General features: G+C 47.4%; 22 protein-coding genes, 1 pseudogene and 1 riboswitch. Of the genes and pseudogenes, 4 read left to right on the forward strand and 19 right to left on the reverse strand.

Translation table 11 applies throughout. The features are described from left to right. The first annotated feature begins 200 nt into the window (after nucleotides 1-200). Nucleotides 201-1,307 (forward strand): aminofutalosine synthase MqnE, encoded by a 1,107-nt coding sequence (gene mqnE / locus PUW25_RS20865; protein ID WP_047913560.1) that lies wholly within the window; start codon nucleotides 201-203, stop codon nucleotides 1,305-1,307. 218 nt (nucleotides 1,308-1,525) lie between these two features. Continuing rightward, a complete protein-coding gene (locus tag PUW25_RS20870) occupies nucleotides 1,526-2,587 on the forward strand; it encodes an NAD(P)/FAD-dependent oxidoreductase (RefSeq protein ID WP_047913559.1) in 1,062 nt (353 codons plus the stop codon). A 20-nt stretch (nucleotides 2,588-2,607) separates the two neighbouring features. Here the strand turns inward: PUW25_RS20870 and PUW25_RS20875 are convergent, their stop codons facing one another. Beyond that, nucleotides 2,608-2,859 carry a YuzB family protein gene (locus PUW25_RS20875; protein ID WP_081872711.1) on the reverse strand — a complete coding sequence of 84 codons (252 nt, stop codon included), beginning with the start codon at nucleotides 2,857-2,859 and terminating at the stop codon, nucleotides 2,608-2,610. A gap of 81 nt (nucleotides 2,860-2,940) precedes the next feature. Between PUW25_RS20875 and PUW25_RS20880 the strand changes: the two genes are divergently transcribed. Beyond that, nucleotides 2,941-3,189, forward strand: coding sequence for a NifU family protein (locus PUW25_RS20880; protein WP_047913558.1), 249 nt, complete (start codon nucleotides 2,941-2,943; stop codon nucleotides 3,187-3,189). Nucleotides 3,190-3,282: 93 nt separating this feature from the next. On the opposite strand, the pseudogene PUW25_RS20885 reads toward PUW25_RS20880, so the two are convergent. The 7 genes and pseudogenes from PUW25_RS20885 to PUW25_RS20915 all read right to left on the reverse strand — a co-directional run bounded on the left by PUW25_RS20885 (nucleotide 3,283) and on the right by PUW25_RS20915 (nucleotide 9,930). Further along, nucleotides 3,283-4,058, reverse strand: a pseudogene (locus tag PUW25_RS20885) (SDR family oxidoreductase). Nucleotides 4,059-4,208: 150 nt separating this feature from the next. Continuing rightward, nucleotides 4,209-5,045 carry a MetQ/NlpA family ABC transporter substrate-binding protein gene (locus PUW25_RS20890; protein WP_047913556.1) on the reverse strand — a complete coding sequence of 279 codons (837 nt, stop codon included), beginning with the start codon at nucleotides 5,043-5,045 and terminating at the stop codon, nucleotides 4,209-4,211. 108 nt (nucleotides 5,046-5,153) lie between these two features. After that, complete coding sequence (locus PUW25_RS20895) at nucleotides 5,154-5,822, reverse strand: methionine ABC transporter permease (RefSeq protein ID WP_205054913.1); 669 nt, start codon at nucleotides 5,820-5,822, stop codon at nucleotides 5,154-5,156. Continuing rightward, a complete protein-coding gene (locus PUW25_RS20900; protein WP_047913554.1) occupies nucleotides 5,819-6,835 on the reverse strand; it encodes a methionine ABC transporter ATP-binding protein in 1,017 nt (338 codons plus the stop codon). Before PUW25_RS20900 ends, PUW25_RS20895 begins: the two co-directional genes overlap by 4 nt. A 182-nt stretch (nucleotides 6,836-7,017) precedes the next feature. Continuing rightward, a riboswitch (SAM riboswitch) is annotated at nucleotides 7,018-7,162 on the reverse strand. A gap of 127 nt (nucleotides 7,163-7,289) precedes the next feature. Then, nucleotides 7,290-8,033, reverse strand: a complete 744-nt coding sequence (locus PUW25_RS20905) for a Cthe_2314 family HEPN domain-containing protein (RefSeq protein ID WP_205054912.1) — start codon at nucleotides 8,031-8,033, stop codon at nucleotides 7,290-7,292. A 363-nt stretch (nucleotides 8,034-8,396) separates the two neighbouring features. Then, entirely contained in the window at nucleotides 8,397-9,341 is a 945-nt protein-coding gene (locus tag PUW25_RS20910; protein ID WP_377783605.1) for a COX15/CtaA family protein, read from the reverse strand. A gap of 244 nt (nucleotides 9,342-9,585) precedes the next feature. Beyond that, complete coding sequence (locus tag PUW25_RS20915; protein WP_047913551.1) at nucleotides 9,586-9,930, reverse strand: thioredoxin family protein; 345 nt, start codon at nucleotides 9,928-9,930, stop codon at nucleotides 9,586-9,588. Between the two features lie 139 nt (nucleotides 9,931-10,069). Here PUW25_RS20915 and PUW25_RS20920 point away from each other — a divergent pair, with 139 nt between their 5' ends. After that, a complete protein-coding gene (locus PUW25_RS20920) occupies nucleotides 10,070-11,353 on the forward strand; it encodes a DUF2515 family protein (protein ID WP_274338446.1) in 1,284 nt (427 codons plus the stop codon). Between the two features lie 79 nt (nucleotides 11,354-11,432). Here PUW25_RS20920 and PUW25_RS20925 read toward each other — a convergent pair whose 3' ends face one another. The 11 genes from PUW25_RS20925 to PUW25_RS20975 form a co-directional block, all read right to left on the reverse strand. Then, nucleotides 11,433-13,064, reverse strand: coding sequence for a putative polysaccharide biosynthesis protein (locus PUW25_RS20925; protein ID WP_205054911.1), 1,632 nt, complete (start codon nucleotides 13,062-13,064; stop codon nucleotides 11,433-11,435). A 36-nt stretch (nucleotides 13,065-13,100) separates the two neighbouring features. Further along, nucleotides 13,101-13,871, reverse strand: a complete 771-nt coding sequence (locus tag PUW25_RS20930; protein ID WP_338000034.1) for a Cof-type HAD-IIB family hydrolase — start codon at nucleotides 13,869-13,871, stop codon at nucleotides 13,101-13,103. A gap of 244 nt (nucleotides 13,872-14,115) precedes the next feature. After that, complete coding sequence (locus tag PUW25_RS20935; protein WP_047913548.1) at nucleotides 14,116-15,006, reverse strand: metal ABC transporter permease; 891 nt, start codon at nucleotides 15,004-15,006, stop codon at nucleotides 14,116-14,118. A gap of 17 nt (nucleotides 15,007-15,023) precedes the next feature. Then, nucleotides 15,024-15,956, reverse strand: a complete 933-nt coding sequence (locus tag PUW25_RS20940; RefSeq protein ID WP_047913547.1) for a metal ABC transporter permease — start codon at nucleotides 15,954-15,956, stop codon at nucleotides 15,024-15,026. A 5-nt stretch (nucleotides 15,957-15,961) separates the two neighbouring features. After that, entirely contained in the window at nucleotides 15,962-16,762 is an 801-nt protein-coding gene (locus PUW25_RS20945) for a metal ABC transporter ATP-binding protein (RefSeq protein WP_047913546.1), read from the reverse strand. Between the two features lie 54 nt (nucleotides 16,763-16,816). After that, entirely contained in the window at nucleotides 16,817-17,788 is a 972-nt protein-coding gene (locus PUW25_RS20950; RefSeq protein WP_081872709.1) for a metal ABC transporter solute-binding protein, Zn/Mn family, read from the reverse strand. A gap of 247 nt (nucleotides 17,789-18,035) precedes the next feature. Then, nucleotides 18,036-20,081, reverse strand: coding sequence for a peptidoglycan D,D-transpeptidase FtsI family protein (locus PUW25_RS20955; RefSeq protein WP_274338447.1), 2,046 nt, complete (start codon nucleotides 20,079-20,081; stop codon nucleotides 18,036-18,038). Between the two features lie 139 nt (nucleotides 20,082-20,220). Continuing rightward, on the reverse strand, nucleotides 20,221-22,257 hold the full coding sequence (locus PUW25_RS20960) for a peptidoglycan D,D-transpeptidase FtsI family protein (protein ID WP_047913543.1): 2,037 nt from the start codon (nucleotides 22,255-22,257) through the stop codon (nucleotides 20,221-20,223). Nucleotides 22,258-22,414: 157 nt separating this feature from the next. Then, entirely contained in the window at nucleotides 22,415-24,472 is a 2,058-nt protein-coding gene (locus PUW25_RS20965; RefSeq protein ID WP_047913542.1) for a peptidoglycan D,D-transpeptidase FtsI family protein, read from the reverse strand. 48 nt (nucleotides 24,473-24,520) lie between these two features. Continuing rightward, nucleotides 24,521-25,660 (reverse strand): transglutaminase domain-containing protein, encoded by a 1,140-nt coding sequence (locus PUW25_RS20970; protein WP_047913541.1) that lies wholly within the window; start codon nucleotides 25,658-25,660, stop codon nucleotides 24,521-24,523. A 42-nt stretch (nucleotides 25,661-25,702) separates the two neighbouring features. Then, on the reverse strand, nucleotides 25,703-26,137 hold the full coding sequence (locus PUW25_RS20975; protein ID WP_047913540.1) for a hypothetical protein: 435 nt from the start codon (nucleotides 26,135-26,137) through the stop codon (nucleotides 25,703-25,705). Nucleotides 26,138-26,142 lie beyond the last annotated feature (5 nt).

Here is a 26,142-nt window from a genome sequence, read left to right on the forward strand (position 1 = left end):
AATAGGTAGGGTATTTGAAGCCAAACTGTCGATATTTCGTCACAGTGTATCCAGTTGCTGTCATAAATGTAGTTGTAACTTTTTTCACAACCATTCATTATTGAAGTTTGATCTTGGGACTCCTACGGGTAAACCTATATGAGAGCATGAATTAATGGTCACGGCACAAACCAAAAAAGTACGGACTAGGAGGAATACGCATGTCCACCCTTATTACACCCCATACGGACTCGAAGATGGCTGCCATCATTGAGAAGGTACAGAATGGTCAGCGTCTAACGCTTGAGGATGGTGTTTACTTGTATGAGAGCGACGATCTGCTAACGATCGGACAGCTTGCTAACGAAGTAAATCTTCGTAAGAACGGAAAGAAAGTTTATTTTATTGAGAACATGAGCCTCTATTTCACCAATGTGTGTGAAGCGCGCTGCGCCTTCTGCAACTTCCGCAAAGATCAGGGCGAGGAAGGCTCCTACACGCTGTCAGGACAAGAAATGATTGATTATGTGGAGCAGCACATTCATCCGGGAGTACGGGAATTCCATATCGTCGGCGGGCATAATCAGCATGTGCCTTTTCAATATTATGTCGATTCCCTCGCTGCTTTAAACGAGAAATATCCGAATGTCACACTGAAAGCCTACACCGCTGCTGAGATTGATTTCTTCACCCGCATCAGCGGCCTCAGCATCAAGGAAGTACTGCAGGAGCTGATGAAGGCTGGACTCCAATCCCTTACCGGGGGCGGGGCAGAAATCCTCTCCGATGAATATCGTAGAAAAATGAAGGTTACCAAGGCAAATGTAGATCGTTACTTGGAGGTTCACCGCACGGCCCATCAGCTTGGCATGAAGACACATACCACAATGCTGTACGGATCTGTGGAATCCTATGAAGACCGAATTAACCATATGCTGCAAATTCGCGAGCTGCAGGATGAGACGAAGGGATTCCTCGTATTTATCCCGCTATCCATGCAGCCGAAGAGCAAGAACGCCGGCATCATGCGCCGCAATTCCGCCTATGAGGATCTGAAGACCATTGCGATCTCAAGACTCATGCTTGATAATTTCGACCACATCAAAGCCTACTTTATTAATATTGGAGCTCAGCTGACTCAGGTCTCCTTAAGCTTTGGAGCCTCTGACGTTCATGGCACAATTGTCCGTGAACAGATCAGTCACGCAGCAGGTGCTCTGACTCCAGCGGGACTCACCCGCAAGGAGCTGATCTGGCTCGTAAAAGGAGCAGGACGTGTTCCAGTTGAACGGGATACATTCTATAACGAGATTGAAGTATTTGAATAAGATCAGTTGACTCTCCCATTACTGCACTTCTTAATTATTAACGGATCAGTTCCCGAGCAGGGGCTGATCCTTACTTATGCACGAATGCCAGCCCATACAATAACAACAAAGACGACGTTACCCATAATATTGGACTGTCGATTCTATATTTTGTATAACCAGACAACAGACAGCTTCTTTTTATGTGGGTGCACATCAGGAAAGGAAGTTATTTCGCTATGAAGAATATTGTTGTACTTGGAGGCGGCTACGGCGGCCTCACCATTGTTAAACACTTAATTGAAGGTGCATTGCCGAAGGATGTCCATATCACGCTGGTCGACCGCATGCCTTTTCAGGGTCTGAAGACAGAATACTATGCACTGGCAGCCGGAACCGTGTCTGATTATGATCTTCGGGTACAGTACCCGGTTCACCATCAATTAGAATATCGATATGGCGAAGTGACGAGCATTGATCTGGATGCAAAATCCATCTCCCTTCAAAATGAAGAAATGATTGAATATGATCAGCTCGTCATCGGCCTTGGCTGCACCGATCGGTTCCATGGCACTCCAGGTGCCGAGGAACATAGCTGCACAATACAAAGCTTCAAGAGCACTCGTGAAACGTATATGCGTCTAAGCGAGCTCAAGCCTTACGCCAATGTTCATATTGTGGGCGGTGGACTCAGCGGAGTTGAAATGGCAGCGGAAATAAGAGAAAGCCGTGCAGACCTGAACGTAACCATCCTGGATCGCGGTGAGCGTGTTCTCTCTGCATTTCCACAGCGACTATCTGCTTACGTGGGTGAGTGGTTCAGTGAGCACCAGGTAGAGATCAAGAATCATATTTCTGTCTCCCGTGTTGAGCCTGGCTCAATCTATAATCGAGATGAGGAAATTATGACTGATGCCATCGTGTGGACGGCAGGAATTCAACCTGTACAATTGGTACAGGATCTGCCTGTTGAGAAAGATCCAAGCGGTCGTGTGAAATTGAACGAGTACTACCAGATTCCTGAATACAAAGAAGTCTATGTTGTCGGAGACTGTGCGAGCCTTCCTTTTGCCCCAAGCGCCCAAGCAGCTGAAGTGCAAGGTGAGCAAATTGCGCATGTCATTTCTGCTCTTCTAAGAAACGAAGAGCCCAAAATCGAGGTCCTTCGCCTAAGAGGCACACTAGGTGCTTTAGGCAAAAAGGCCGGATTTGGGCTCATGGGTAAGACCTCCATGATGGGGCGTGTTCCGCGTATTCTGAAGAGCGGTGTTCTCTGGATGTCTAAGCGTCATCTTGGCTAGCTTGCGCCAAGCGAATTAACTCATATATCCAAGTCATCCCATGCGTCAGCTTCAGCCATTTTGGACAAAATGGCTTCATGCAGTTCTTTAGGGCTGGCCGCGGTGATAACCTCACCATTGACCAGTGCAAAAGGGGTAATGCTGCATTGTCCGCAATTGCTGAGGCAGCCGTATTCGATGACGTCATAGTCCATATTCTCTTCAAGCTCTTCAAAGAGCTCATCCGTACCAAAGTGCATGTTATTGGTACAAAATTCAATAATCGGTCTCAATTTATTCACCTGCTTTTGGTTTGACCATTTTATTTTGGCGTAATTTATACTATAATAAAGGGAAGGAAAGGAGTTGATAATATGAGCGAAAACGTACAAAGCAGCACCATGTATGATGAAGTCTCTGACGTGCTCGATAAACTTCGTCCGTTCCTGCAGCGCGATGGCGGTGACGTGGAATTGGTCGATGTCGAAGACGGTATTGTGAAACTGAAATTGATGGGTGCTTGCGGTAGTTGCCCAAGCTCCACCATCACACTAAAAGCAGGGATCGAACGCGCGCTAGTCGAAGAAGTCGAAGGCGTAGAAGAAGTCGTTCAAGTATTCTAATATCCCATATCATCATATAAGAGAGTCCCGAAGCTTCTGTCATGTGCAGAAGCCGGGACTCTTTTTTTTGGAGACACTTCGGACTTCTCGCGCTCAATCCCCATCCTTGATGGTCGGTCTTATCGGATCCAATCCGCCGGAAATATCCATAATATTACCGGTAATAAAGTCCGATTGCTCCAAACATAAGAAATGTATGACTCTTGCAACGTCTTCCCCGCTGCCAGGTCTGCCCCGAGGGGTCTCCTTATCAACGAGCCCGCTGACCGCTTCAATCGTCATTTCTTTATGATCTCCTCTAATATCCCCCGGACAGATCATATTCACTGTAATTCCATAAGGTGCTTCCTCGACGGCCAATGTCTTCGTGAACGAAACCAGTCCTACCTTGGCAGCCGCATACACCGCACGCTGCGGCCAGGATCTTGCCTCTCCTGCATGGCTGAATCCAAAGTGAATGATGCGGCCCCATTTCTTGCGCCGCATGGAAGGCAGCACCCGATGATCAAGGAGCATCGTACCGACCAGATTGCCCTGCATCAGCATCATAATCTCTTCTTGCTTATATTCAGCAAACAGCCTCCGCTCACGAATGAACGGTCCTGCATTGTTAATCAGTATGTCCACTTCTCCAAGTTCCTTCTCAACCGTGGTGACGAGTCGCTCTGTATCATCGGCTATACAGACATCCGCTTGTACCGCAATACAACGCACACCAAGCTTCATGATCTCGCTTGAAGAGCTTCCGCTTCTTTCCTGCTATGCACATAATTTAATGCAATATCGAAGCCTTCAGCAGCCAGCCGAAGAGCTGTCATCTTGCCAAGGCCCTTCGCACTTCCCGTAATAAGGGCGACTTTATTGTCCAAATCCCTTCCTCCTTCTAACAAGAGCGGTTACTAATTCAGTATAATATAGGGAAGGACAGAATGAAAGGAACGGCATACGAAACAGTCCCGTCCGGCACTTTTTTAACAACAAAGTACCGAACGGGACTGTTTATCATCTTCTTGAATCAATTAAAATGCAGGTACGATCGCTCCAGCATAATTATCTTCAATGAACTGTTTAATCTCATCGGATTGCAGAGCATCATTCAGCTTCTGAATAGCCTCATTGTCCTTGTTATCCTCGCGGGATACGAGCAGGTTCGCATATGGAGAATCTGCATCTTCAAGGAAGAGAGCGTCTTCCAATGGGTTAAGATCTGCTTCAAGCGCATAGTTAACGTTGATTACAGCAAGCTCTACTTCACCCAGCTGACGAGGAAGCATCGCCGCATCCATTTCGATAATTTCCAGGTTTTTTGGATTCTCTGCAATATCGCTGATCTTGGATTCAATGTTCGTGTTATCAGTCAATTTGATGATACCGTTCTTGTCCAGAAGAATAAGGGCACGGCCGCCGTTGGTTGCATCGTTTGGAATGGCAATCTTCGCACCGTCCTGCAGCTCATCTGCAGAGGTAATTGTATTCGAGTAAGCACCAAGCGGCTCCACATGTACCGGATTGAGAGCAGTCAGCTTAAGACCACGTGTCTCGATTTCGTTATCCAGGTAAGGCTTGTGCTGGAAGAAGTTCGCATCGAGCTGACCTTCATCAAGCTGTACGTTTGGCTGTACATAGTCGTTAAAAGTAACAATTTCCAAATTAACGCCTTGCTCTTCAAGGATTGGTTTAACCTGCTCTAGAATTTCAGCATGTGGAACCGGAGTTGCACCGACCTTCAAGGTTACTGTTTCTTCTGTGCTTCCCGTGCCTTCACTTCCTGTGGTATCGGGAGCGGAATCGTTGCCGCAAGCTGCCAGTACCAGAACCAGAGTTAGAGTTAATGCAGATAAGAACCATTTTTTCATTACAGATGACCCTCCTATATAATCTCGATATATGTGATAAAGGATGAACCATTCAACGTCCATGCCCTAAATCCAAAGTAAAATTAAAACAAACTTACAGTTGCTCTATTATCTTCGAGTAAAATGCTTCACTAAGCGATCCCCAATCATCTGCAGTGCTTGTACGAGCACGATCATGATAATAACAGCAATGATCATCACTTCATTCTCATAGCGGTAGTAACCGTAGTTGACGGCGAGAGAACCAAGCCCTCCACCACCGACCATTCCCGACATGGCTGTGTAGGATACGAGCGTAACAATGGTCATGGTCATCCCCGCAAGCAGACCCGGTAGAGATTCCGGCATCAGCACCTTCCAGATAATCTGACCCGTCGATGCGCCCATTGCCTGTGAGGCCTCAATGACACCGCGGTCGACTTCACGAAGCGCAGTCTCAACAAGTCTGGCAAAGAACGGCGCTGCCCCCACAACAAGCGGAGGAATGGTACCGAGAACACCGATCGCCGTCCCTACGATTTCTTTCGTAATCGGAATCATCGCCACAATCAGAATGATGAATGGCACTGACCGCAAGATGTTAACAATCACAGACAGCACATTGTAAACAGACTTGTTGATTCCTGATGTGGAACGGGAAGTCATGAACAAAATAATGCCCAGCGGAAGACCGATAAGAATTGAAAATAGTCCGGATGCCCCCAGCATCTTTAATGTATCTAAAGTGGCCTTCTGGAATTCATCCCAGTTGATGACGGAAAAATCAAGCCCCATCATGCCATCACCTCCACTTCTAGCCCTTGTGACACAAGCTCATCTATCGTACTGCGAATCAGCTCAGGAGGACCTTCAAGTCTTACCGTAAGCTGTCCATAAGGCACTTGCTTAATAGTTGAGATGGTTCCTTGCAGGATGGCAAAATCAATACCAAGCCTTCTAGCCGTCTGCGACAGAATCGAATCATACGTTTTGCTTCCAAGAAACGTAATCTTAACCGTTTGGGAATGCTCCAAATGTGTCGCCATAATGGCTTCACCGAGCAGGTCGCCCGAATCCGTTTCACGTAGAATAAAGTCCTGGGTTACAGGATGCTGAGGCTTGAGGAACACTTCCGTCACCGGCCCCTCTTCCACAATACCGCCCTGATGAATGACGGCGACACGATCACAGATCGACTGAATCACATGCATCTCATGTGTAATTAGTACAATGGTCAAATTAAAGCGTTTATTGATATCCAGCAGCAGCTTAAGTATGGAATTCGTCGTCTGCGGGTCCAGTGCTGAGGTGGCCTCATCACATAGCAGCACTTCCGGGTCGCTTGCCAGCGCACGTGCGATACCAACGCGCTGCTTCTGACCGCCTGAGAGCTGAGAAGGATACTTTTTACTATGCTCAGTCAGACCAACCAGCTCTAGCAGCTCCTTCACTTTACGATCCACTTCCGCCTGATTGGTCTTCACGAGCCGTAGAGGAAACGCAACATTATCATACACAGTAGCTGAACTGAGCAGATTAAAATGCTGAAAAATCATACCGATCTTGCGGCGCTTCGCCTGCAGCTGCTGTTTGCCAAGCCTGGTCATGTTAATGCCTCCGACCCATACCTCACCGGCTGTCGGACGCTCAAGCAAATTAATTAAGCGGATCAGCGTGCTCTTCCCTGCGCCGGAATGACCGATGACGCCGAAGATTTCACCCTTTTGAATGGACAGATTAAGCCCGGATAAGGCCGTCGTGACCTGTTTTCCTTTGCCGTAGTCCTTTTTAATATTTTTTAGTTCGATCAAATGAGGTACCTCCTTACTTACTGCAATCCGTTCTTCTCTATGTCAGAGCTTCTATTTCTTTACACTTGTTTTACCCGTATGCCTTGCTTTCTACCCGAACCCCTCGTGGAAGAATATCTGATAAAAAGAAAAAGCCGCCTTTTTGCTAGACAAAAAGGGGCTTGTTATCATTAAGCGATTCCTTCTCATCTGCCAAGATCGTAAGAAACCTCACGGTCTTGAAGGATTTAGCACCATGTCATTCGGGTACAGCAGTCTTACTGACTGCAATACTGAATCGGTTGCCGGGCTTCATAGGGCCTGTCCCTCCGCCACTCTCGATAAGAACATATATGCGATTGTGTGTTTAACTCACTTTATTACTTATTTCAGCAATTTCAGAAACTAAGTGAAAGTATAAAATACTTCACACCACTTGTCAAAGGAAAATATTACATTATTTTTATCGGATTTCTTATGTTGAGGATTTGACAGCATTTTTGGCCATAGATGTGCTCTTCTGCCAGTTGTTATTAATGTAATGAAATGCCGCTGTCACGCTCTTGGATACAAGCTCTAGGCCAAGCTCAAGATCCTGTGTAAAAGACTTCAGATCCTCCAGCTCAATTTTGCCATGAAGAGTCTGATGCTTCTGCCACAGATCATCCACCATCTCAATATTCATGTGATGAATTTCTGTATTTCTTCGTTTTCGCAGACGATTCATCGAGTCTGAATATCGATCTTTAAGATCGTTCAGCTCCTGAACAAGCGGCATATGCTGCTTCAAATATTCAAATTGACGAAGAACCGTGAAGTAAGAGAAATGCACCTTCACCTTAGAAGTATGAAGATCATACCAGTCATCCAGCAGGTTACCAAGCTTGTCGAGAATAGCAAACATGCGAATAAAGCCATCCTTGTAAAAATAAACATAACGAGCGTAATCCGCCTTCTCATCCGGTTCCATATCTTCTGTTGAGGAAGAATGAACTTTGGCGGCAAAGAAAGAGGCAGCAAAAGTGCTCTGCTCCAGTTCATCAAGTGAGGTCATCAGACCTCGGGTCCAAATATCGAGCTTGCGATAATCATGTGAAGGGTCGTTTCCTCGATCTATAGCCGCTCCAAGCAGCTGCAGTGTCTTCGCCATGGTATCCATGGCTTCTTTTAACTCTCCGGTGTTAACCCGGGCGGGCTCTCCCAATAAGGTTCGAAGCATATGCGTGTCCTCCTGTGCATCTGTACAGCTTATAGTTCCCGAATTCTGCACCTCACAACCATAATTACTTGATAATCCTGACGGATGGAATGATGGATAAGAGGTGAGTCCATGCAAGATATGTACCCCGTTGAATCAATTCCATAACTCATTAAAAAATCATTTTGATCTATATATACCCTTGATTGAAGCAGCTAAAGGTATTATGAAATTGATTCCGTTATCAGGCATTTTGAAAACAAAAGCCTGCGGAGTATCTCCGAAGGCTTAACAAGTGCGTGACACACGCCTGAGTTATGTATCCCGGGCAGCGACCACTGCCCGAGTGAAACGATTAGCTTTCCCTTTTACCAGCTAGCTCTGTTACAGCTTATTACTGCCCACTGGCTTGGCAAGTCTCCACACGACATAGCTCATATAGCACAGCATGCCGAACAAGACGGCAATGATTGTCATATGTGCCAGTACGACGAACATGTAGACTTCAGGACGATTCATTGTCAGCATCAGTCCAACACCAGAGAGCACTTGAAGAATAATTAGACCGATCGCTGACAGCCCAAGCACCTGCATTTCCCGGTTATTCTTGTGGTGACGATAAGCATAGTGACTGAGCACTGCAACGACAGCAACCAGCAGAAATGCAGCTGCTCGGTGCATAAAGGCTATGCCGACTCCGCCAGACAACTGAGGCACAACCTCTCCATTACATAGAGGGAAGCCGGAGCAGCCGCCTGCAGAGCTCGTATGACTTACAAAAGCACCCGTATAAACAACCACGTAGGAATAGATTGCGGTAATCCATACCAGATTACGGAAGCCCTTGCTGACGCGCGGCAAACTGTCAAACCGTTCAAGACCTCCAAACTTCTCTTCCTGTCTGGCCCCAAGCGTTGTCATGAGTGCACTTGCAAGCGAGATAAACGCAAACCCAAGGTGCAGTGCCATCACGGGTGGAGATTGGGAGAAGACAACAGCCAGTGCACCCATTCCTCCTTGGATAATGACAAATATTAACGTCAATAGCGCAAAGATCTGTAAATCACGGCGTTTCTTGCTGTACAGCCAGAAGAGCACAAAGGTTGCAACCGCAAGCAGCCCGGCTGTTGAACTCACGATGCGATGGGAATACTCAATAAGTGAAGCAAGCGTATGTGCTGGTACAAATTCACCATGACACAGCGGCCACTCATTGCCGCAGCCGAGTCCGGACTCTGTCCGGGTAACGACTCCACCGCCAAAGGTGGCAAAAAACATGAATATGGTCGTCACGAAACTGACCCATTTTAACAATTTGATATGTTTCAACTTCATTCACCTGCTGTTATGAAATATGGTGAAGCTATCCATCAGCTCTTTTTCAATTATAACGGATAAAAGAATCCACAGCATAAACCGATTGTGACAAAATGTTAACGCATAAAATCTATTTCATAACACGCTGAGCTGCCACATCAATCCCAATTCATTGCACTCATCTCAGTATATCCATCATTACACAGCAAAACACCGCTCCCTTCGGAAGAAGGAGAACGGTGTATTTTTGAGTTTCTTATTTATGAATGGACTTGTACACTTCAACCGCACGATCCAGGAAGGTCTCAATCTCCTCGCGTGATTTGCGGTTTTTATTAACGAAACGAATCAATTCCCGGCCATCCGTGTAAGCAACAAAGCTCGGAATGCCCAGAATGTTCTGCTCCTGACTGACCTCCTCCACTTTATCCACATCCACCTGAATAAGCGATAAGGAATCGGCATATTTCTCCTCTACCTCTGGCATAAATGGATTGATATAGGTGCAGTCACCGCACCAATCCGCCTTAAATACAGCAACGACCAGGTTGGAGGATTGTATAGATACGTCAAATTCAGCCTTGGAATTCATTAATTTCATGTGTACCATCCTTTCTGCTATTTACCTTTATCTTACCTTAGTGAAGCAAAGAATAGAGTGGAAGTCAAATTTTGTGTGCATACTAGTAAACATCGTGAGTAAGCATCGTGAGACGATTCAACGAAAGGGAGATATGATGATGGACAAACCAGATTATCAAGCGCAGCCCAAGCCTTCTATTTGGCAGCTGATTACAACGATTCCGGTCACGATCAAGGAAATGATCACTGGGAAGAGATCAGCCTGGGAAGCCTCCAAAAAACTGCGTCACCCACTTCTCTCCCTGACGTGGCAGACTTCTTCTGCCGTACAGGTACAGCATCAGCTTGAGCATATGATGGCAAGTGTAAGAACGTCTGGTGTTCAGACAGCCTCCCTTCGGAGCAGCCAGCTTGACCCTTATAGTGTGGAGGAGCTGGAGCTCGTTCAGGAGATTAAGCAGCTGACAAGAGTTCACAACCAGAGCAATGTCTCCAGAACAGCAGCTTACCTCGCCTGCTACAAGTCTTATCCAGAGCTGCACTGGGCACTGCTCGCTCACTTCGTATCCCGGAACGGTGGATATAATATGACAGATCTGCGCAGCGGATTGCTGAAGACCATCCTGAATGACCAAGAAAAAGAAAGGGTATACCTGCTGCTTGAACGGTGCAACGCACTTATTTTTCAAGACGCTTACCCTCAGCTGCTGCTATATATGAAAAGTAAGGAAAAAGGCCGGAGCTACTTTCATTTACTATCGGAATTTCACATTTCCTCCTTCATGGTTCCCTTCTGGGAGCAATTCTGGCTGAACAGGGACAGTGCACTGCTGGCGGTTGGACTGATCATCAATGAACAGAACTATATTGAGTATCGCGTCATCCGCAATTCGTTCTACCAGCACCATGTCACCTCTACTCTGTCCTTTCGCTCACATGAAATCGCGGGGCTGAATCATATTGTCATCCCGCTCGGTATTAATGAGGAGCTCGTTGGCTTGACCTTGTCGAATTTCAACAAGATGCATGAGCGGATTGCCTTTGGCAAGAATCTGTATGCGCTGCTATTTGGACATGAGCAGGTGCTGGACCGGGCTGCTGCTTATGCATATGCCGTCCCTCATGAAGGCTCAAGAAGCGAATATTGGCCTAAATTTTTCACAGCTCAAAAAGAGCTCTCTACACATGAGGCCCTCGTATCGCCTATGCTGAGCCGAAATGAAGCGCTCCCGTCAGGAAGTAAGCTGTACAGCCCAAAACTGCTAGACGTTTGGCAGGACTTGCCGTATGAGAAAATATCTCGAGAAGACTGGCTGACTCAAACCGATAGTCTTGGTCATCTGACCGTTCCAAGACGGCCCAAATTGTTCGAGATCAGCCATGAGCATAGGAGCAGTCTATCCAAGCTGGCCATGATGCATGACCTGGATCGATTAATTTAGACATCAAAAGGCATCGTTTCATCTGGTGATGAAACGATGCCTTTTTTTCTATATACGTAGTATTCTAATCCTCGCCCTGTTATCCTCTTGCTCCCTGATTACCAGAACGCTTCAATCGCATAAGCGGGCGGAGCACCTTCTGAACGATACGCGGATAACTCTTCAGCTCGTCTTCTCGCAGTACACCGAGAAGGATGAGTAGAGCAAAGTAGCTGATAAGAACAGCTAATCCAACGATCCCACAGTTAATCAGGTAAGCCAGTCTAGACGGCATCAGATCAGTCATTCGCAGACCCAGTTGATGGAGCCCGTACCCTATTCCTGCCGAGAGCACGACCGTTGCAGCAAATCCTGCCCACCTTGAGCCAAGGATGGAGAAGCTGACTGTTTTCTTCAGAACACGTACATTTAATGCTGTAATGATGAGGAATGCGAGACCTGTTGAAGCAATGATGCCATAGATGCCGAAGAACGGTGCAAGCGCAAAGCTCGCGGCAAGCTTCACTACGATTCCTATGAAGACGGTAACCATCGTTATTTTGGGTTTACCGATTCCCAGCAAGATGGAATTCGACGTCATCATTGTAATCTGGAAGATCGTTCCGAACGTCAGCATCGCCACTACGCCGGCACCTTCCAACGTACTGAACAAGAGTCCGTTGATGGAATATGCAGCAACGGTAAGTGCAATGACCATCGGCATACCTGTCATGATGGCAATTCGCATCGCCAGGGTAACCTGTCCGCGCAGATGGCTTTCATCTTTTCTGGCATAAGCTGCGGCGATAATAGGAATAAGCGACTGACTAAGCGCAATAGCGAGAATCGGTGGAATCCCCGCAACCGGCTGTGCACGATTCGTTAAGATCCCGAGCAGATTGGTCGCTGCAGCTGATCCGACATCACCGCTGATCAGCGGCTTAATGATGGAGGAATCAATAAAATTCACTACAGGCACAGCAAGGGATGACAGGACGATAGGAATCGATAGCGTAAAGATATCACGGTAGATGCGTGATAATGGAACCTGCGTGTTTGCATGCAGTGCAAGCCCCATCGACTGGTCTTTGCGGGACTGCTTGAATGCAAAATACATCATAACAGCAAAAGCTCCGATGCTGCCCAGCACTCCTCCGAAAGAAGCACCTGCTGCTACCTCTTCATCTGCATATCCGAGCCGCAAGAGAATGAACGCAAGCAGGATCGCCGTTCCCACACGGGCGAATTGCTCCACGATTTGAGAGATCCCCCCGGCCGTCATATTATTGCGGCCTTGGAAGTATCCTCGCATCATGGCAATGGTCGGAAACAGCAGCAGTGCAGGAGCTAACGCCCGAATCGCTGTCGATGCCTCCGGGACCTGAGCAATATAGGTTGCATAGAATGGAGCGAGTGACCATAAGAGAATGGTCATGACGATTCCGGCAAAACCAGCGAAGATAAGCGCAGCCTGATAAACTCTTTTGGCATCCTGCGGCTTATCGAGCGCATACCGTTCAGATACCATCTTGCTGAGCGTGCTCGGAATGCCTGCTGTCGCTACAGTAAGGAGCATAAGATAGACGCTGTTTGCGACACCGAATGAAGCGTCCCCGACCGGGCCGAGCAAATGCTCAAGCGGAACCCGCTGAACCAGGCCCAGCACGCGCGCAACTAATGCAGCTGCAGCCAGAATCAGCGTCCCCTTAATAAATGATTCTTTCTTAGACAAAACGTTCTTTCCCTTCTTCCTTCCCCGTGCGAAACGTTAAGGCTGTATTTTAATCGTTCCTACCTTCAACATATGGTCACGAATGACCTCCACAATGCCATCCTCATTATTGGAAGCGACAATGAGATCTGCTGCTTCCTTCACCGTCTCCTGTGCATTACCCATGGCCACACCAAGACCCACAGCCTGAATAACCGCAAGATCGTTCAAGCTGTCGCCAACGGCAACAACCTCTTCCATGGTTATACCCAGCAGCTTGCACACCTCAGCGATACCACTTGCCTTCGATATCCCCGCAGGATTCACTTCCAGGTTGGTCGGTGAAGAATTAGTGATCTGCAGCCCGCCGAGATCCTGAAGCTCCATGAGAATCTCATGACGCACCTGATCATCCTCTGTGGTATAGCCAAATTTCAGCCACTCATGTTCCATAATGGCATCCACCCAGCGCTCACGATTAAACAGCTGATCTACGGAATAAGCCCAGAACCAGCAGTCATGCTTCACAGCAATATCGTGCATCTTCTTAATTAATTCAGGGTCAAGCAGTGTGCGGATATGCAGCTCATTCGGCGATTTCCATACTTCGCTTCCATTCACTGTAACCATCGGTGTCGCAAGGCCCAGCTCCTGACCGTAAGGCAGGGCATGATGCACGGCACGTCCGGTGGACAGACAGACATGAATGCCAGCCTCCATCGCTTTATGAATCCAGGTGGAAGTCTCATGGGATATCTCATGATTATCCGTCAGCAGTGTACCATCCATATCCAGCGCAAGTAATTTATATTGATAATGATTACTCAAGCAGGTTCGACCTCCTTTGTGTATGTTGCATCTCTTATCCAATTTCGTATTTCTCTATAAGGCAGAATCAACTAGATTCAATTTCATCATACCTTTAGCCGCTCTATCAAGAGGCATAGCGACATTTTAACATAAAACAGGATTGTTCAACAAAAATTACAATGCAAAAAGGACAGGGCGAGATTCCATCTCAGCCTGTCACTTCATCATTTCATTATGTTACATTCTCGTACACCTAATTCAACTATACTTCCAGCGGATCTTTTGTCATGGTGCCCCGCTTCTGTTTCCATTTCCGAACGACAACTCCATGAAGTGGAGAGAACAGGAAGGCCAGCACAAACAAAATACCTGCGGAAGCTACCATGCATCCGGCAATGGACGAGTCCATGATCAAAGCGGAATAATAGCCGGCAAATGAGCTGATTACACCGATAATAACACTGATCACCAGCATATGGGACAGCCGATCTGTGAGCAGATATGCCGTCGCCGCAGGTACAATCAGCATGCCGACAACGAGAATGGCGCCGACACTGTCAAATGAAGCGACAGAGGTCATAGACACCATGCCCATCAGCAGATAGTGAAACAGCATTACCGGAATGCCAGTAGCCGCCGCTAGTGCAGGGTCAAAGGATACCAGCTTAAACTGCTTGTAGAACAAAGTTAGCAGCGTTAGAATAATCGCCAGGGTAATTCCGAGCATCCATACCGCCCTTGGCCCGAGATCCATCTCTCCGATGATTAGCCGGTCCCATTGAACATACGTAATTTCACCATACAGTACGTGGTCCAGATCAAGGTCGACATTCTGTGCATTTAAACTAATCAGAATGACACCAAAGGCGAACAGAGCTGTGAAAACAATCCCGATGGAAGCATCAGACTGTAGCCCGCTGGACTCCAGATGCTGAATCAGAAAGACAGCAAGCAGTCCCACCGCCGTAGCGCCGACAAGAATCCAGAGAGATTCACGGCCGCTGATCAAAAAGGCAATGGCGATACCAGGAAGGACCGCGTGGCTGATTGCATCCCCAACCATCGCCATCTTTCTAAGCACCAGAAACGTACCGAGCAGTGCACAGGCCGAGGAAACCAGTATGGCAGTTAGCAAGATCCAAAATGTTGACATGATTGATTTCCCCCTTCCTATTTACTTACCTCAGCACGATTTACCGATTGCTGCTGATTGTTGTAATCCGTTTTGGTTCTATACTTCCTAATTTCTTTGGCGAGCAGCCCCCGGCCCGGTGCGATCAACACAGATACACCGAAGATCAGTGTGATCACCAGCACGGTAACGGGTCCAGTAGGAAGATCCGGCGTTGTTGCACTGATCAGCGTGCCCAGTGCTCCGCTAATTGCTCCAAACAGTCCTGCCAGACAGACCATCAGACCGAGCGCATTCGTCCAGTACCTTGCAGCGGCAGCTGGCGTAATCAATAAGGCTGCGACCAGCACGACACCTACAACCTGAACGCCGGCAACAACGGCAATCACGGTTAGAAATAATAACAGCTGTTCAAGAAAGGCTGATGGATAACCCATTCCCCTTGCAAAGCCGGCGTCAAAGCTGATCAGCTTGAACTCCTTGAATAGCAGCCAGCACACGATGAGCAGAAGAACCGATACTCCCAGCATCATGTATACGTCGCTTCTGACCATGGAAGCTGCCTGGCCGAACATATACTTATCCAGCCCGCTGGCACTTCCGTAATCCCCATGCTGAATTTTCGTCAGCAGCACAATACCAATACCGAAAAATACGGACAATACGATACCGAGAGCAGTATCCTGCTTAATGCGGGAATAGCGGGTTATGAGCGAAATCCCAATGGTCGCCATCCAACCTGCAACAAGGGCCCCAATCATGAACAAGAAGGTGGATTTAACCCCGCTAAGCATAAACGCGATGCATATGCCCGGGAGTGCCGCATGAGCAAGGGTATCACCGATCAGACTTTGTTTACGAAGATAGGTAAAGGAACCGATTAATCCGCTGCTAAAGCCAAGCAGCATAGAACCAAACAGAATCCATCTGACGTTAGGATCAGTTACTACAGAAGCTATCCATTCAAACATCAGGCTCACCTTCCATCCTTCGGTGCGGAATGCCCGATCATGGCAATACGGCCCCCATAGGTCTGTTGCAGAAGATCAGGGGTGAAGGTTTCTGCTGTCGGTCCGGCAGCAACCAGCCTGCCGTTCAAGAGCAGTACATGATCAAAGTATTCTTCCACGGTAGCCAGATCGTGGTGTACAACAAGAACGGTCTTACCCTGATTCTTGAGTGCCTCGAGCAGTACAATAATCGCCTTCTCTGTTGTGGCATCAACGCCTGCAAACGGCTCATCCATAAAATATATATCTGCATTCTGCGCAAGTGCTCTCGCCAAGAAGACCCGCTGCTGCTGACCTCCCGAGAGCTGGCTGATCTGACGATTGCTGTAGTCAGCCATGCCTACCTTGCTCAAGCACTCAAATGCAAGCTCTTTTTCTTTCTTGCCCGGTCTCTTAAACCAGCCAAGCTGTCCATACTGCCCCATTAAGACGACATCCAGTGCATTCGTTGGAAAATCCCAATCCACGGACTCTCGCTGAGGAACATATCCGATTCGTTTGCGCTGCTCCTTATACGGCTTGCCGTAGATGCGGACATCGCCGCTGATTGTAGGAACAAGACCGAGTGCAGCCTTGATCAGCGTAGATTTACCGGCTCCATTGGGACCCAGAATACCGATCAGCTTGCCATCCGGCACGCTGAAGGTTACATCCCTCAGCACCGGTTTTTTATGATAAGCAACGGCCAGGTTCCGTACCGAGAACGGAATTTGCTCGCTGCCTTGAGATTGATCTCTTCCTGATTGTTCATACGATATTGAGCTCATCCCCATTCAACTCCTTCCAATAGCCTTAAGCCCATTATTACTATGCTTACCCGTTTATTTTAGTGCATCTACAATCGTCTTCGTATTGTGCTTCACCATACCGATATATGTTCCTTCTTCTGTCCCTTCAGGGCCCATTGCATCTGAGAACAGCTCCCCGCCGATCGAGACGGTATGTCCCTTCTCTTCTGCTCCGGCTACGATCGCTTCCATTGCTTTAGGCGAAATACTGGACTCTACAAATACGGCCTTGATCTTGTTCTCCACTAGAAAATCTCTCAGCTCGCTGACATCGCTCGCACCCGCTTCAGCTGATGTACTGATCCCCTGAAGTCCCGCAACTTCAATGTCATATGCTTCGCCAAAATATCCAAATGCATCATGAGCGGTAACAAGTACTCGGGATTGTTCTGGAATGGAAGCAATTTGTGTCTTTACCTCTTCATGCAGTGCTTTCAGCTCTTCAATATAAGCATCCGCCTGTTGGTTGTAAGTGTCTGTGTTGTCCGGATCTTCTTCAATCATTGCATTGCGGATCGTATCTGTAACCTGAATCCATTTCTCAACATCAAACCAGATGTGCGGATCTGCTTCCTCGCTGTCCCCATAAGGCACCATTAACAGCTCACTTTCTGGAATGTCCTTGGTTACCTGAACCACAGGCTTCGACTTGCCAATATTAATCAAGATATCTGACATTTTCCCTTCCAGATGCAAACCGTTATACAGAATGACGTCAGCGGATTCCAGCTTCTGAATATCTCCCTGTGAAGCTTTGTATAAATGCGGGTCAACCCCTGGACCCATAAGTCCTGTCACTTCTACGAGATCACCGCCAACCTCGCGGGCTGCATCCGCAATCATCCCTGTCGTGGTCGTAATCTGGAGCTTATCATCAGCTGATGCCGAGCTTCCCTCATCCGAAGCATTTCCGCATGCGGCCAGTACGAGCATCGAGCTCACAACAGCCACGCTGATCATCATTTTGTGCAGCTTACTTCCTGTTCTACCTGTAAATCTCCTCATTTCTCTCATTTCCCCTTTACCCATTTTTTGTTTTTGTGTTAGACATTCGTCAGACAAGCAACTTAGCATTAGGCCAAGTTATTTAATTAAGTATAATAATTTTGTACATGCACTCTTTTATTATACAAGCACAATAATGTTTCCTTAGTGCAAATTTTATTAGACTCCACAAAAAAAAGCAAGAGAAAATTTTTCTCCTGCTTGGACCCGTTATCTTTATGTCATGTAGTTATATACACAGAAATGTTCAATTCGAATTACGCTTGCGGTCTTGTTGACTTGCTGCTGGAGTACCGTCCAGTCCATAGTATTTGTCATACGCATCAAATATTTTACGGGCTACAGGGGCAGCACTGCTTGCTCCAAATCCTCCTTGCGGTATGACTACAGCAACTGCGAGCTTGGGATTCTCACGAGGAGCAAAAGCGATAAACACTCCATTATCCACGTTGATGGGCCCTTGGCCATTGCCTGGGTAGATCATCTGCTGTGAAGTCCCCGTTTTTCTAGCAAAATCGTATGGAAAGCCGTTAAAGGCAGCACCCACATTCGTATCCATACCGCGATGAATAATGCTCCAATAGCTGTCATCAAATTGAGCTTCATTCAGCACCTTGGGTTCAATTTTGTTCACGACATTGCCTGCTGAATCCCGTATCTCCTTCACGAGATGAGGCTCCATCCGCTTCCCCTTATTAGCTAGCATCGCCGCATATTGTGCAAGCTGCATTGTCGTGTACTTGCCCTGCTGTCCGAAGGAAGCAAACGCCAGTGATGCAAGTGCTGTCTGTCCCTCCTGCCTATACTCAATCCGGCCGCGAAATTCATTCGGCAAGTCCACACCTGTTGCCACTCCAAGACCAAATTCCTTCATGTATTCATCCCAAATGTCGACTCCCTTGCTCCCATATCTTCGGTACAGCTCTTCACCAATCAAATCGACCATAAAGGCATTCGAGGAACGGCGTATTGCATCTTGTACCGTTAGTCTTCCCATGACAGCACCGCCTGAGTTCGAGACTCTTGATCCGTCCCGGCCAAATTCGGCCGAACCGAGGTCATTATACGTTGTAGAAGGACTGATCAGCCCTTCCTTCAGACCGATTAGAACGCTGAGCGGCTTTACAGTAGAACCGAGAAGCACGACCGACTCCGGCGTGTTTGTTTTGTCCGAAGGGAAAAAGGACCGGATCGTACCATTCTGATAAATATGGCGAATCTGGTCATAGATCTCCGGAGACACACCGCCCTGTTCCCATACATTGGTATCGTAGTCCGGCATACTGGCCATGGCGATTACATGCCCTGTATCCACCTCCATCGCTACCGCATAGCCGGTTGATGCGTTCTTCGACTCGCTCTTGCCGCTGGAACGAAGGGCCTCAATCTGATCCAGAATCGCCTGCTCCGCCGCCTTTTGCACATCCTTATGCAGTGTAGTGTACAAATGATGTCCCTTCTTCGGCGGTACGAGCTCTGCTGGTCCGATCGGCATGTTACGAGGATCCACCGGAATGAGCCAATATCCGGATTCACCCCGAAGCTCTTCCTGATACTGAAGCTCCAGACCACCGAACCCGACCAGCTCATTCTCCTGATAAAACAGCCCTGGCTGCTGAACAGCCATCTCTGCATTTCGCTGATCCATCTGCTCGTACAGCGACTCTACCTTAGCTCCCTTGAACTTATACAAGTAACCCACGGTCTGTACTGCCAGTAAATCCTTATGATATCTGCGCACCGTTTCTTCAACGATGTCGATTCCCTTAAACCGTTCTTTATGCTGTAGAAAATAAGCCACTTCTTCCGAGGATAAATTGCTCTTGATCAAACGGGGAACATATCCTCCGGCTTTGGAATAATTCAAATCGAGCTTATTGACAATATCCCCGGCGGTGATCTCCTCCGCATCCGCATGACCATACTGTCTAAACACAGCTGCAATTTCCTCGGCCAGCAAATTCATTTCAATCCGGCTTGCTGCGGGGATGCCTTCTGCGTTCCCGTAATTTTTATAGAGAGTGAGGTATAACGAATGCGAAGGCTCTGAATAAGCAAGCGGCGTATGGGTTGCATCAAAAATTGTTCCTCGCACAGGCATCATCGGCACCGCCTTCCGATTCTCCCCATGCTCAAGCGCAGTCAGTTCAGCACCTTCGACAAACTGTAGAAAGGCCAGGCGTACGATCAGTACACAAAACAGCAGAAAGGCAGCGAAAAAAGTGAGATTAAGACGAAAGCTTCTTTTATTTGCCTTAAGCAGCCTTTCCTGCTCCTGTTCATAACGGTTCATTCGATGAATCCTCTCCCATCGTCCCACAGTCGGTATTGAATAGGTCAGTTATATGGATTAACAACTCTAATTATACTAATTTATTCCATTCGCAGGCAAAAAAAAGCTGCCGAGAAATTTTCCCGACAGCCTGTTGTTCTTATTGTTCTGTTGTATCCTCTTCGCTATTCTCCGGTTTTCCTTTCGGAACACCATCGAGACCGTATACCTGATCGTATGCATCAAAGATTTTACGGGCGATCGGAGCAGCACTGCTTGAGCCATATCCACCTTCCGGTACTACAACAGCCACTGCCAGTTTAGGATTATCACGCGGAGCAAAGGCGATAAATACTCCGTTCTCCACCCGATTACGCGTTCCATTAAAATAAATATCCTGCTCTGATGTACCTGTCTTACGAGCAAAATCATAAGGGAATCCTGAGAATGCCATGCTTACATCGGTATTCATCCCGCGATGAATCGTTTCCCAATAAGCGTCATTAAAATCAACTTCATTGAGAATTTCAGGTTCGATTTTCTCCACAATATTGCCTTCCGCATCACGAATTTCCTTCACCAGATGTGGTTCTAATCGTTTCCCTTTGTTAGCCAGCATCGTTGCATACTGAGCCAGCTGCATCGTCGTATATTTACCCTGCTGACCAAATGAAGCAAAGGCAAGTCTTGCTAGTGCCGTTTCCCCTTCATTAGTGTACTCAAGGAAGCCTTCGTATTCTTTTGGCAGATCCACACCCGTTTCTACCCCAAGACCAAACTCCTTCATGTATTGATCCCAGACGTTAACCCCTTCACTACCATACTTGTTCCATAGCTTCTCTCCGATCAAATCAACCATAAAGGCATTGGAGGAATGCTGGATTGCAGTTGCTGCCGATAAAGGTCCATATACATGGCCCTGGGAGTTCCTTACACTAGAATCATCCCGTCCAAAGTAGGCAATTCCTCGATCCTGATAAACCGTTCCGTTCGGAGAGAAGAAACCCTCCTTCAATCCAATAAGAACGCTGAGCGGTTTAACCGTTGAACCTAATAGCACCGTTGATTCAGGATGTCTTCCCGTATCATCCGGCGGGAAGGACTCTACGGTACCATTCCGGTAAATGTATTTGACCTTGTCATAGTCCCAAGGCTCATTCGGATCATAATCCGGCATGCTGGCCATCGCAACTACATTGCCCGTATCGACTTCCATGGCGACAGCAAAGCCTGTCTTGGCATTTGTATGATACTTACCTGACACCAGATTGGTGTGAAGCCAGTCCAGCTGATCCAAGATCGCTTGTTCTGTTGCAACCTGAATGTCCTTATTAATCGATGAGATCAGGTCATGACCCTTCTCCGGAGGCTGAATCACCGTTCCCTCCTCCGGCAGGTTAAGCGGGTTGATCGGAATCTGACTGTATCCTGCTTTGCCGCGCAGCTCATCCTGATACTGTCGTTCCAAGCCATCTACACCCACATACTCCAGCTCAGAATAGACGAGCCCCGGGTCCGTTTGGCTGCTATTTTCCTGATCAATCGCAGCGTATTCTGCCAATGTCTTGGACGTCTTGAACGTCTTCAGATAGCCAATCGCTTGTACAGCGACAGAATCCTCATCATATTTGCGGACCGTTTCCTCTATTACACTCACGCCTGGAAAATCCTTCTTATGCTGCATGAAGTAAGCAATCTCTTCTTTCGACAGGTCGCTCTTGATCAGCCTCGGCGTATAGCCGTGTGTCTGACGATACTCCAGATCCATGGCGTTAATGATATCATCTTTAGACATTGGCTCACGGTCTGCTTCCCCATACTCAGCAAACACTTCTGCCAGCTTCTCCGCCATGGCCTCGGCTTCTGGACGATTCGGATTCTCTGGGCCGCCTTCCTGCTGGCTGTAATTTTTGTACAGGGTTATGTACAAAGATTGAATCGGCTCCGAATAGGCTAGCTTGGTTTCTCCGGTTGCATCATAGATTGTTCCGCGGACAGGAAGCAATGGAATACTCTTCGTTACACTGCTGCTCTCCTGCTGAGCAAGCACGGGCCCCTCCACAAACTGAAGCACGGCCAATCTTATAATAATAATAGAAAAGATAATAAAAGAGCTAAAAAAGAAAAAATTCAATCGAAAACTGAACCGGCGTTTGTTCGAAAGTTCTTCCTTTTCATGATTTTGCTGCTGTGCCATACGATACCTCGCTTTGTGATTCTTTTGCTGTATTCCATTCTACCATATTCGGACAATAAATTTCCTCTTTGCCGGTTACAGTTTCGTCATTAAACGACAAAGAAGCAGTATGCCTTATATGAACCTTTCAAGACATACTGCTTCATACCATTAAATATTAATTAGAGCTCTGCTCTTCTTCCTGTTCGGCTGCCTCATTATCTCCCTTAGGCGTACCGTCCAGTCCGATATATTTGTCATAAGCATCATAGATCTTCCTTGCTACCGGCGCCGCACTGTTGGAGCCGTATTTGCCTTCCGGTATAACGACAGCAATCGCCAGCTTCGGATTGTTACGGGGGGCGAAGGTAATGAACACACCGTTCTCAACATCTACTCCGCCTACATTCTGCTGAGAAGTCCCTGTCTTGCGGGCGTAATCATAAGGAAAATGATCAAAGCCTTGAACATTACTGTTCATCCCTTTTTTGATCTCTTCCCAGTAAGCATCATCCATGTCGACCGTATTCAGAATTTCTGCTCCGAATTCCTTGACGACATTCCCATCTTCATCCGTAATTTTGCTGGCAATTTGGGGCTTTAACCGTTTCCCTTCATTCGCAAGCATGGCGGTGTATTGTGCCAGCTGCAGTGTTGTATACTTACCCTGCTGACCAAATGAAGCAAAAGCCAAGGCAGATTGTGTACTGTTGGTCTCCTGCTCATGGATATACTCACGTAGCCCTTCCTGCTCACCAGGCAGACCGCTTTCCGTACTGACACCAAGCCCAAACTGCTTCATATAGCTGTCCCACACTTCAACACCACCGGTATTGTATTCATCAAACAGCTTATTGGCTACCATCTCAATCATAAAGGCATTGGAGGAATGTTCAATGGCAGAGGCCGGGTCGATCTGACCATATACGTGACCACTCGAATTACGTACCGTTGATTCGTATCCCTTCTTCCCGAACTTGCCTGCTCCGGTATCGTTATAGATCGTCGAGGTTGTAAACAGCCCTTCATTCAATCCGATCAATACCGACAACGGCTTAATAACAGAACCGAGCAGCACGGTAGAAGAAGGATGCTTATAGCTCTCCTCCTGGCTTCCATACGATTGATACACTTCACGAATGGCTCCATTGGAGGAGAACGGTGATATCTTATTAATTTCTTCCTGGGTTTTACTGCCCTCTGACCACACATTAGAGTCGTAGTCAGGCATGCTTGCCATCGCAACAATCTGGCCCGTATCTACTTCCATGGCAACGGCAAAGCCGGTTTTGGCGTTGGGTGCATAGACGGCAGGATTGCTAGTTGTCTGCAAATATTCCAGCTGATCCATTATGGCCTGTTCGGTTGCCATCTGCACATCTTTGTTAATCGACAGCCACACATTGTTGCCCTTGTCAGGCGGAGTCAATGTCGATTCACCCGAGATCCGATTCTGCGAGTCCACCGGGAAGGTCTTCAGCCCCTTCGTGCCGCGAAGCTCCTCCTGGAACATCAGCTCCACTCCATCATATCCGACCTCTTCATTATCAAGATATTGGAGTGCCGGGTCCTCCTCTTCCTTGGCTTGAATATAAAAATCGATACCATATTCCGGATCAATCACGGAGCGGAAGGGCTTCATGTACCCAACGGTCTGTACGGCAACCGTGTCTTTGTCATAATGACGAATGTTCTCTTCTACCACTTCAACACCAGGGAAATCCTCTTTATGAGATAAGAAATAGGCAATTTCCTCGTTCGTCAAACCGGTTTTGATTCGCCTAGGCGTATATCCGTAATTTTGTCGATACGTAATATCAAGCGCATCTTCAATTTCCTGCTCGGACATAGTCATTTCTGAATCGCCATATTCGTCAAAAACCGCTTTAAGCTCCGAAATGATGCTGCTCAGCTCAGCCTTGTTCTCTTCAAGACTGTAGTTCTTGTCCAAGCTCATATATAAGGATTGAGTGGATGAAGAATACGCAATTTTGTTCTCGCCTGTCGAATCAAAGATAGTTCCGCGAATGGGCGCGATCGACACGCTTTTTGTTGCAATATTGGCTTCTTCCTTCTGCATTGTCGGTCCCTGCACCAGCTGCAAGTAGGCCAATCTTACAATTAATACGGTAAAAATAAGAAATGTCGCAAGAAAAAACACATTTAAGCGAAAGTTAAAACTTTTCTCATGGTTTGTTTGCTGACCAAGATACGAAGCCATCTCCTCTTTGTTCATTATGCTACTACCCTTTCCTGCTGCTCCGAAATATACCAGAGAGCCTATTTAGACAGTCTGATCCTTGATATGGGTGTCATAAAAATGAGGCGGATTGAACCAATCGCCGCTATTTGCCCATGTCGGATCAAGCGGGACCCAAGTATCCTGCTCACTCAGGTATACTTCATTCCAGGCATGAGCCCCATAGCCCCCTTGACCGTTGTAACCAAGGCCTGTAACGACTCTCACCTCGAGATCCTGTGAACGAGCCATCACCGCATAGAGCCTCGCATAGTCTATGCATACCCCCATCATCGTATCGAAGGTATCTTGAGGCGTCTGCTCATTCCATATGCCGCGCTGCTCGTAATCCTCGACTTTACCATAATCGTACTCAACTCGGGTTCCTACCCATTGATAGAGCGCTCTTGCCTTCTGCTCATCTGTAACGGCCCCCTCCACAATCTTAGCTGCAGCTCCCTCGATATCCTCAGGAATATTACGATCAATGACCTCATATCTGCGCTGCATCATGCCGTTAAATTCCTTCTGTGCCGCCTGGCTGATAACCGGAAGCTTGTCCTTAATCAGATTCCCGGATATCGGTTCTATTACGGATTTGGCTCCTTGCTGATACATCGGTGATGACTCTACATAATTGCTGAAGGAACTGCTTGGATACAGGCTCACTACGATGAATAGCAGTGCAATAACCAACACGCATCTAGCCGCTCCAACAACAGCACCAAAGCACGCCCCCATTAAACGGCTGAGAAAGCCAGGATTGCGGCGAGCTTCACCGGATGGGATTCCTCTAATGAATCCGCCAATCAGACCTAGAATGAAACGAATGATGCTGTAACTAATAACGAACAGCACAGCAAACCGCAGCAGCGGAAAATCAGCCAGTGCTGTAATGACTGTGTAGTAAATTTGCTCCCACATGTTCAAATCGCGACTCGGCATCGCTTCGCTGTAACCCGATAGCCATGACTGTACCGCAGGAGACAGCTTCAAGGATAGCAGAAAAGCACCTGCGATCCCGACGATCGTGAACACCCCTTCGGTAATCAGGTTCACCAGGGTTCCTGCCGAACGTGAGGCTCCCCGGATAAAGCCCTGCAACAGCGATATAAGGATGATCAACATTAGAATGAGCGTAATGAGGTTCCCCTCCTTCACACTCCCTATCCAAGCATCAATCATAATTCACCTGCTTTCTTGCCTATATAAAACTCTAAAATGCAGCTATCTATTCTGAGCTGTTTCCATAAACAATCGAACCGTATCGTTAATACTCCACTCCCCGAGCGATATGCCGCGGACAGAGACTTTGACCTTGTCCTCACCCTGCTTGCCGTTTACTTCGACATTCGGACTGGTTATGGTAAAAGTACCGTCCGGATTCACTACATACTCCGCCTTTGCCGCTTCCTTCTGCATGAGCTCCGCAGCCTCTGTTCGAAGCGTATCCATCGTGCTGGTGCCTACATCAGTGACGACCGTTTTAATCTGATCAAATGAAACACCGCTATAGATGATAAGTGCCGCAACAATGACGACAACGATGGCCCATTTGAGCACAGTTCTCAGCACATTAATGACGACGAACAACAGGATCAGCGCAATCACGATAACAAGCCAATTTTGCGAAATAAACTCTTTCCATATTTCAATATCCATCTACT

Source organism: Paenibacillus urinalis, assembly GCF_028747985.1.
GTDB classification, from domain to species: domain Bacteria; phylum Bacillota; class Bacilli; order Paenibacillales; family Paenibacillaceae; genus Paenibacillus; species Paenibacillus urinalis.

Coding starts and splice junctions, on each gene's coding strand:
- mqnE (WP_047913560.1), top strand. CDS start 201: ATGTCCACCCTTATTACACCCCATACGGACTCGAAGATGGCTGCCATC.
- PUW25_RS20870 (WP_047913559.1), top strand. CDS start 1,526: ATGAAGAATATTGTTGTACTTGGAGGCGGCTACGGCGGCCTCACCATT.
- PUW25_RS20880 (WP_047913558.1), top strand. CDS start 2,941: ATGAGCGAAAACGTACAAAGCAGCACCATGTATGATGAAGTCTCTGAC.
- PUW25_RS20890 (WP_047913556.1), bottom strand. CDS start 5,045: ATGAAAAAATGGTTCTTATCTGCATTAACTCTAACTCTGGTTCTGGTA.
- PUW25_RS20895 (WP_205054913.1), bottom strand. CDS start 5,822: ATGATGGGGCTTGATTTTTCCGTCATCAACTGGGATGAATTCCAGAAG.
- PUW25_RS20905 (WP_205054912.1), bottom strand. CDS start 8,033: ATGCTTCGAACCTTATTGGGAGAGCCCGCCCGGGTTAACACCGGAGAG.
- PUW25_RS20915 (WP_047913551.1), bottom strand. CDS start 9,930: ATGAAATTAATGAATTCCAAGGCTGAATTTGACGTATCTATACAATCC.
- PUW25_RS20920 (WP_274338446.1), top strand. CDS start 10,070: ATGGACAAACCAGATTATCAAGCGCAGCCCAAGCCTTCTATTTGGCAG.
- PUW25_RS20935 (WP_047913548.1), bottom strand. CDS start 15,006: ATGTCAACATTTTGGATCTTGCTAACTGCCATACTGGTTTCCTCGGCC.
- PUW25_RS20940 (WP_047913547.1), bottom strand. CDS start 15,956: ATGTTTGAATGGATAGCTTCTGTAGTAACTGATCCTAACGTCAGATGG.
- PUW25_RS20945 (WP_047913546.1), bottom strand. CDS start 16,762: ATGAGCTCAATATCGTATGAACAATCAGGAAGAGATCAATCTCAAGGC.
- PUW25_RS20950 (WP_081872709.1), bottom strand. CDS start 17,788: ATGAGGAGATTTACAGGTAGAACAGGAAGTAAGCTGCACAAAATGATG.
- PUW25_RS20955 (WP_274338447.1), bottom strand. CDS start 20,081: ATGAACCGTTATGAACAGGAGCAGGAAAGGCTGCTTAAGGCAAATAAA.
- PUW25_RS20960 (WP_047913543.1), bottom strand. CDS start 22,257: ATGGCACAGCAGCAAAATCATGAAAAGGAAGAACTTTCGAACAAACGC.
- PUW25_RS20965 (WP_047913542.1), bottom strand. CDS start 24,472: ATGAACAAAGAGGAGATGGCTTCGTATCTTGGTCAGCAAACAAACCAT.
- PUW25_RS20970 (WP_047913541.1), bottom strand. CDS start 25,660: ATGATTGATGCTTGGATAGGGAGTGTGAAGGAGGGGAACCTCATTACG.
- PUW25_RS20975 (WP_047913540.1), bottom strand. CDS start 26,137: ATGGATATTGAAATATGGAAAGAGTTTATTTCGCAAAATTGGCTTGTT.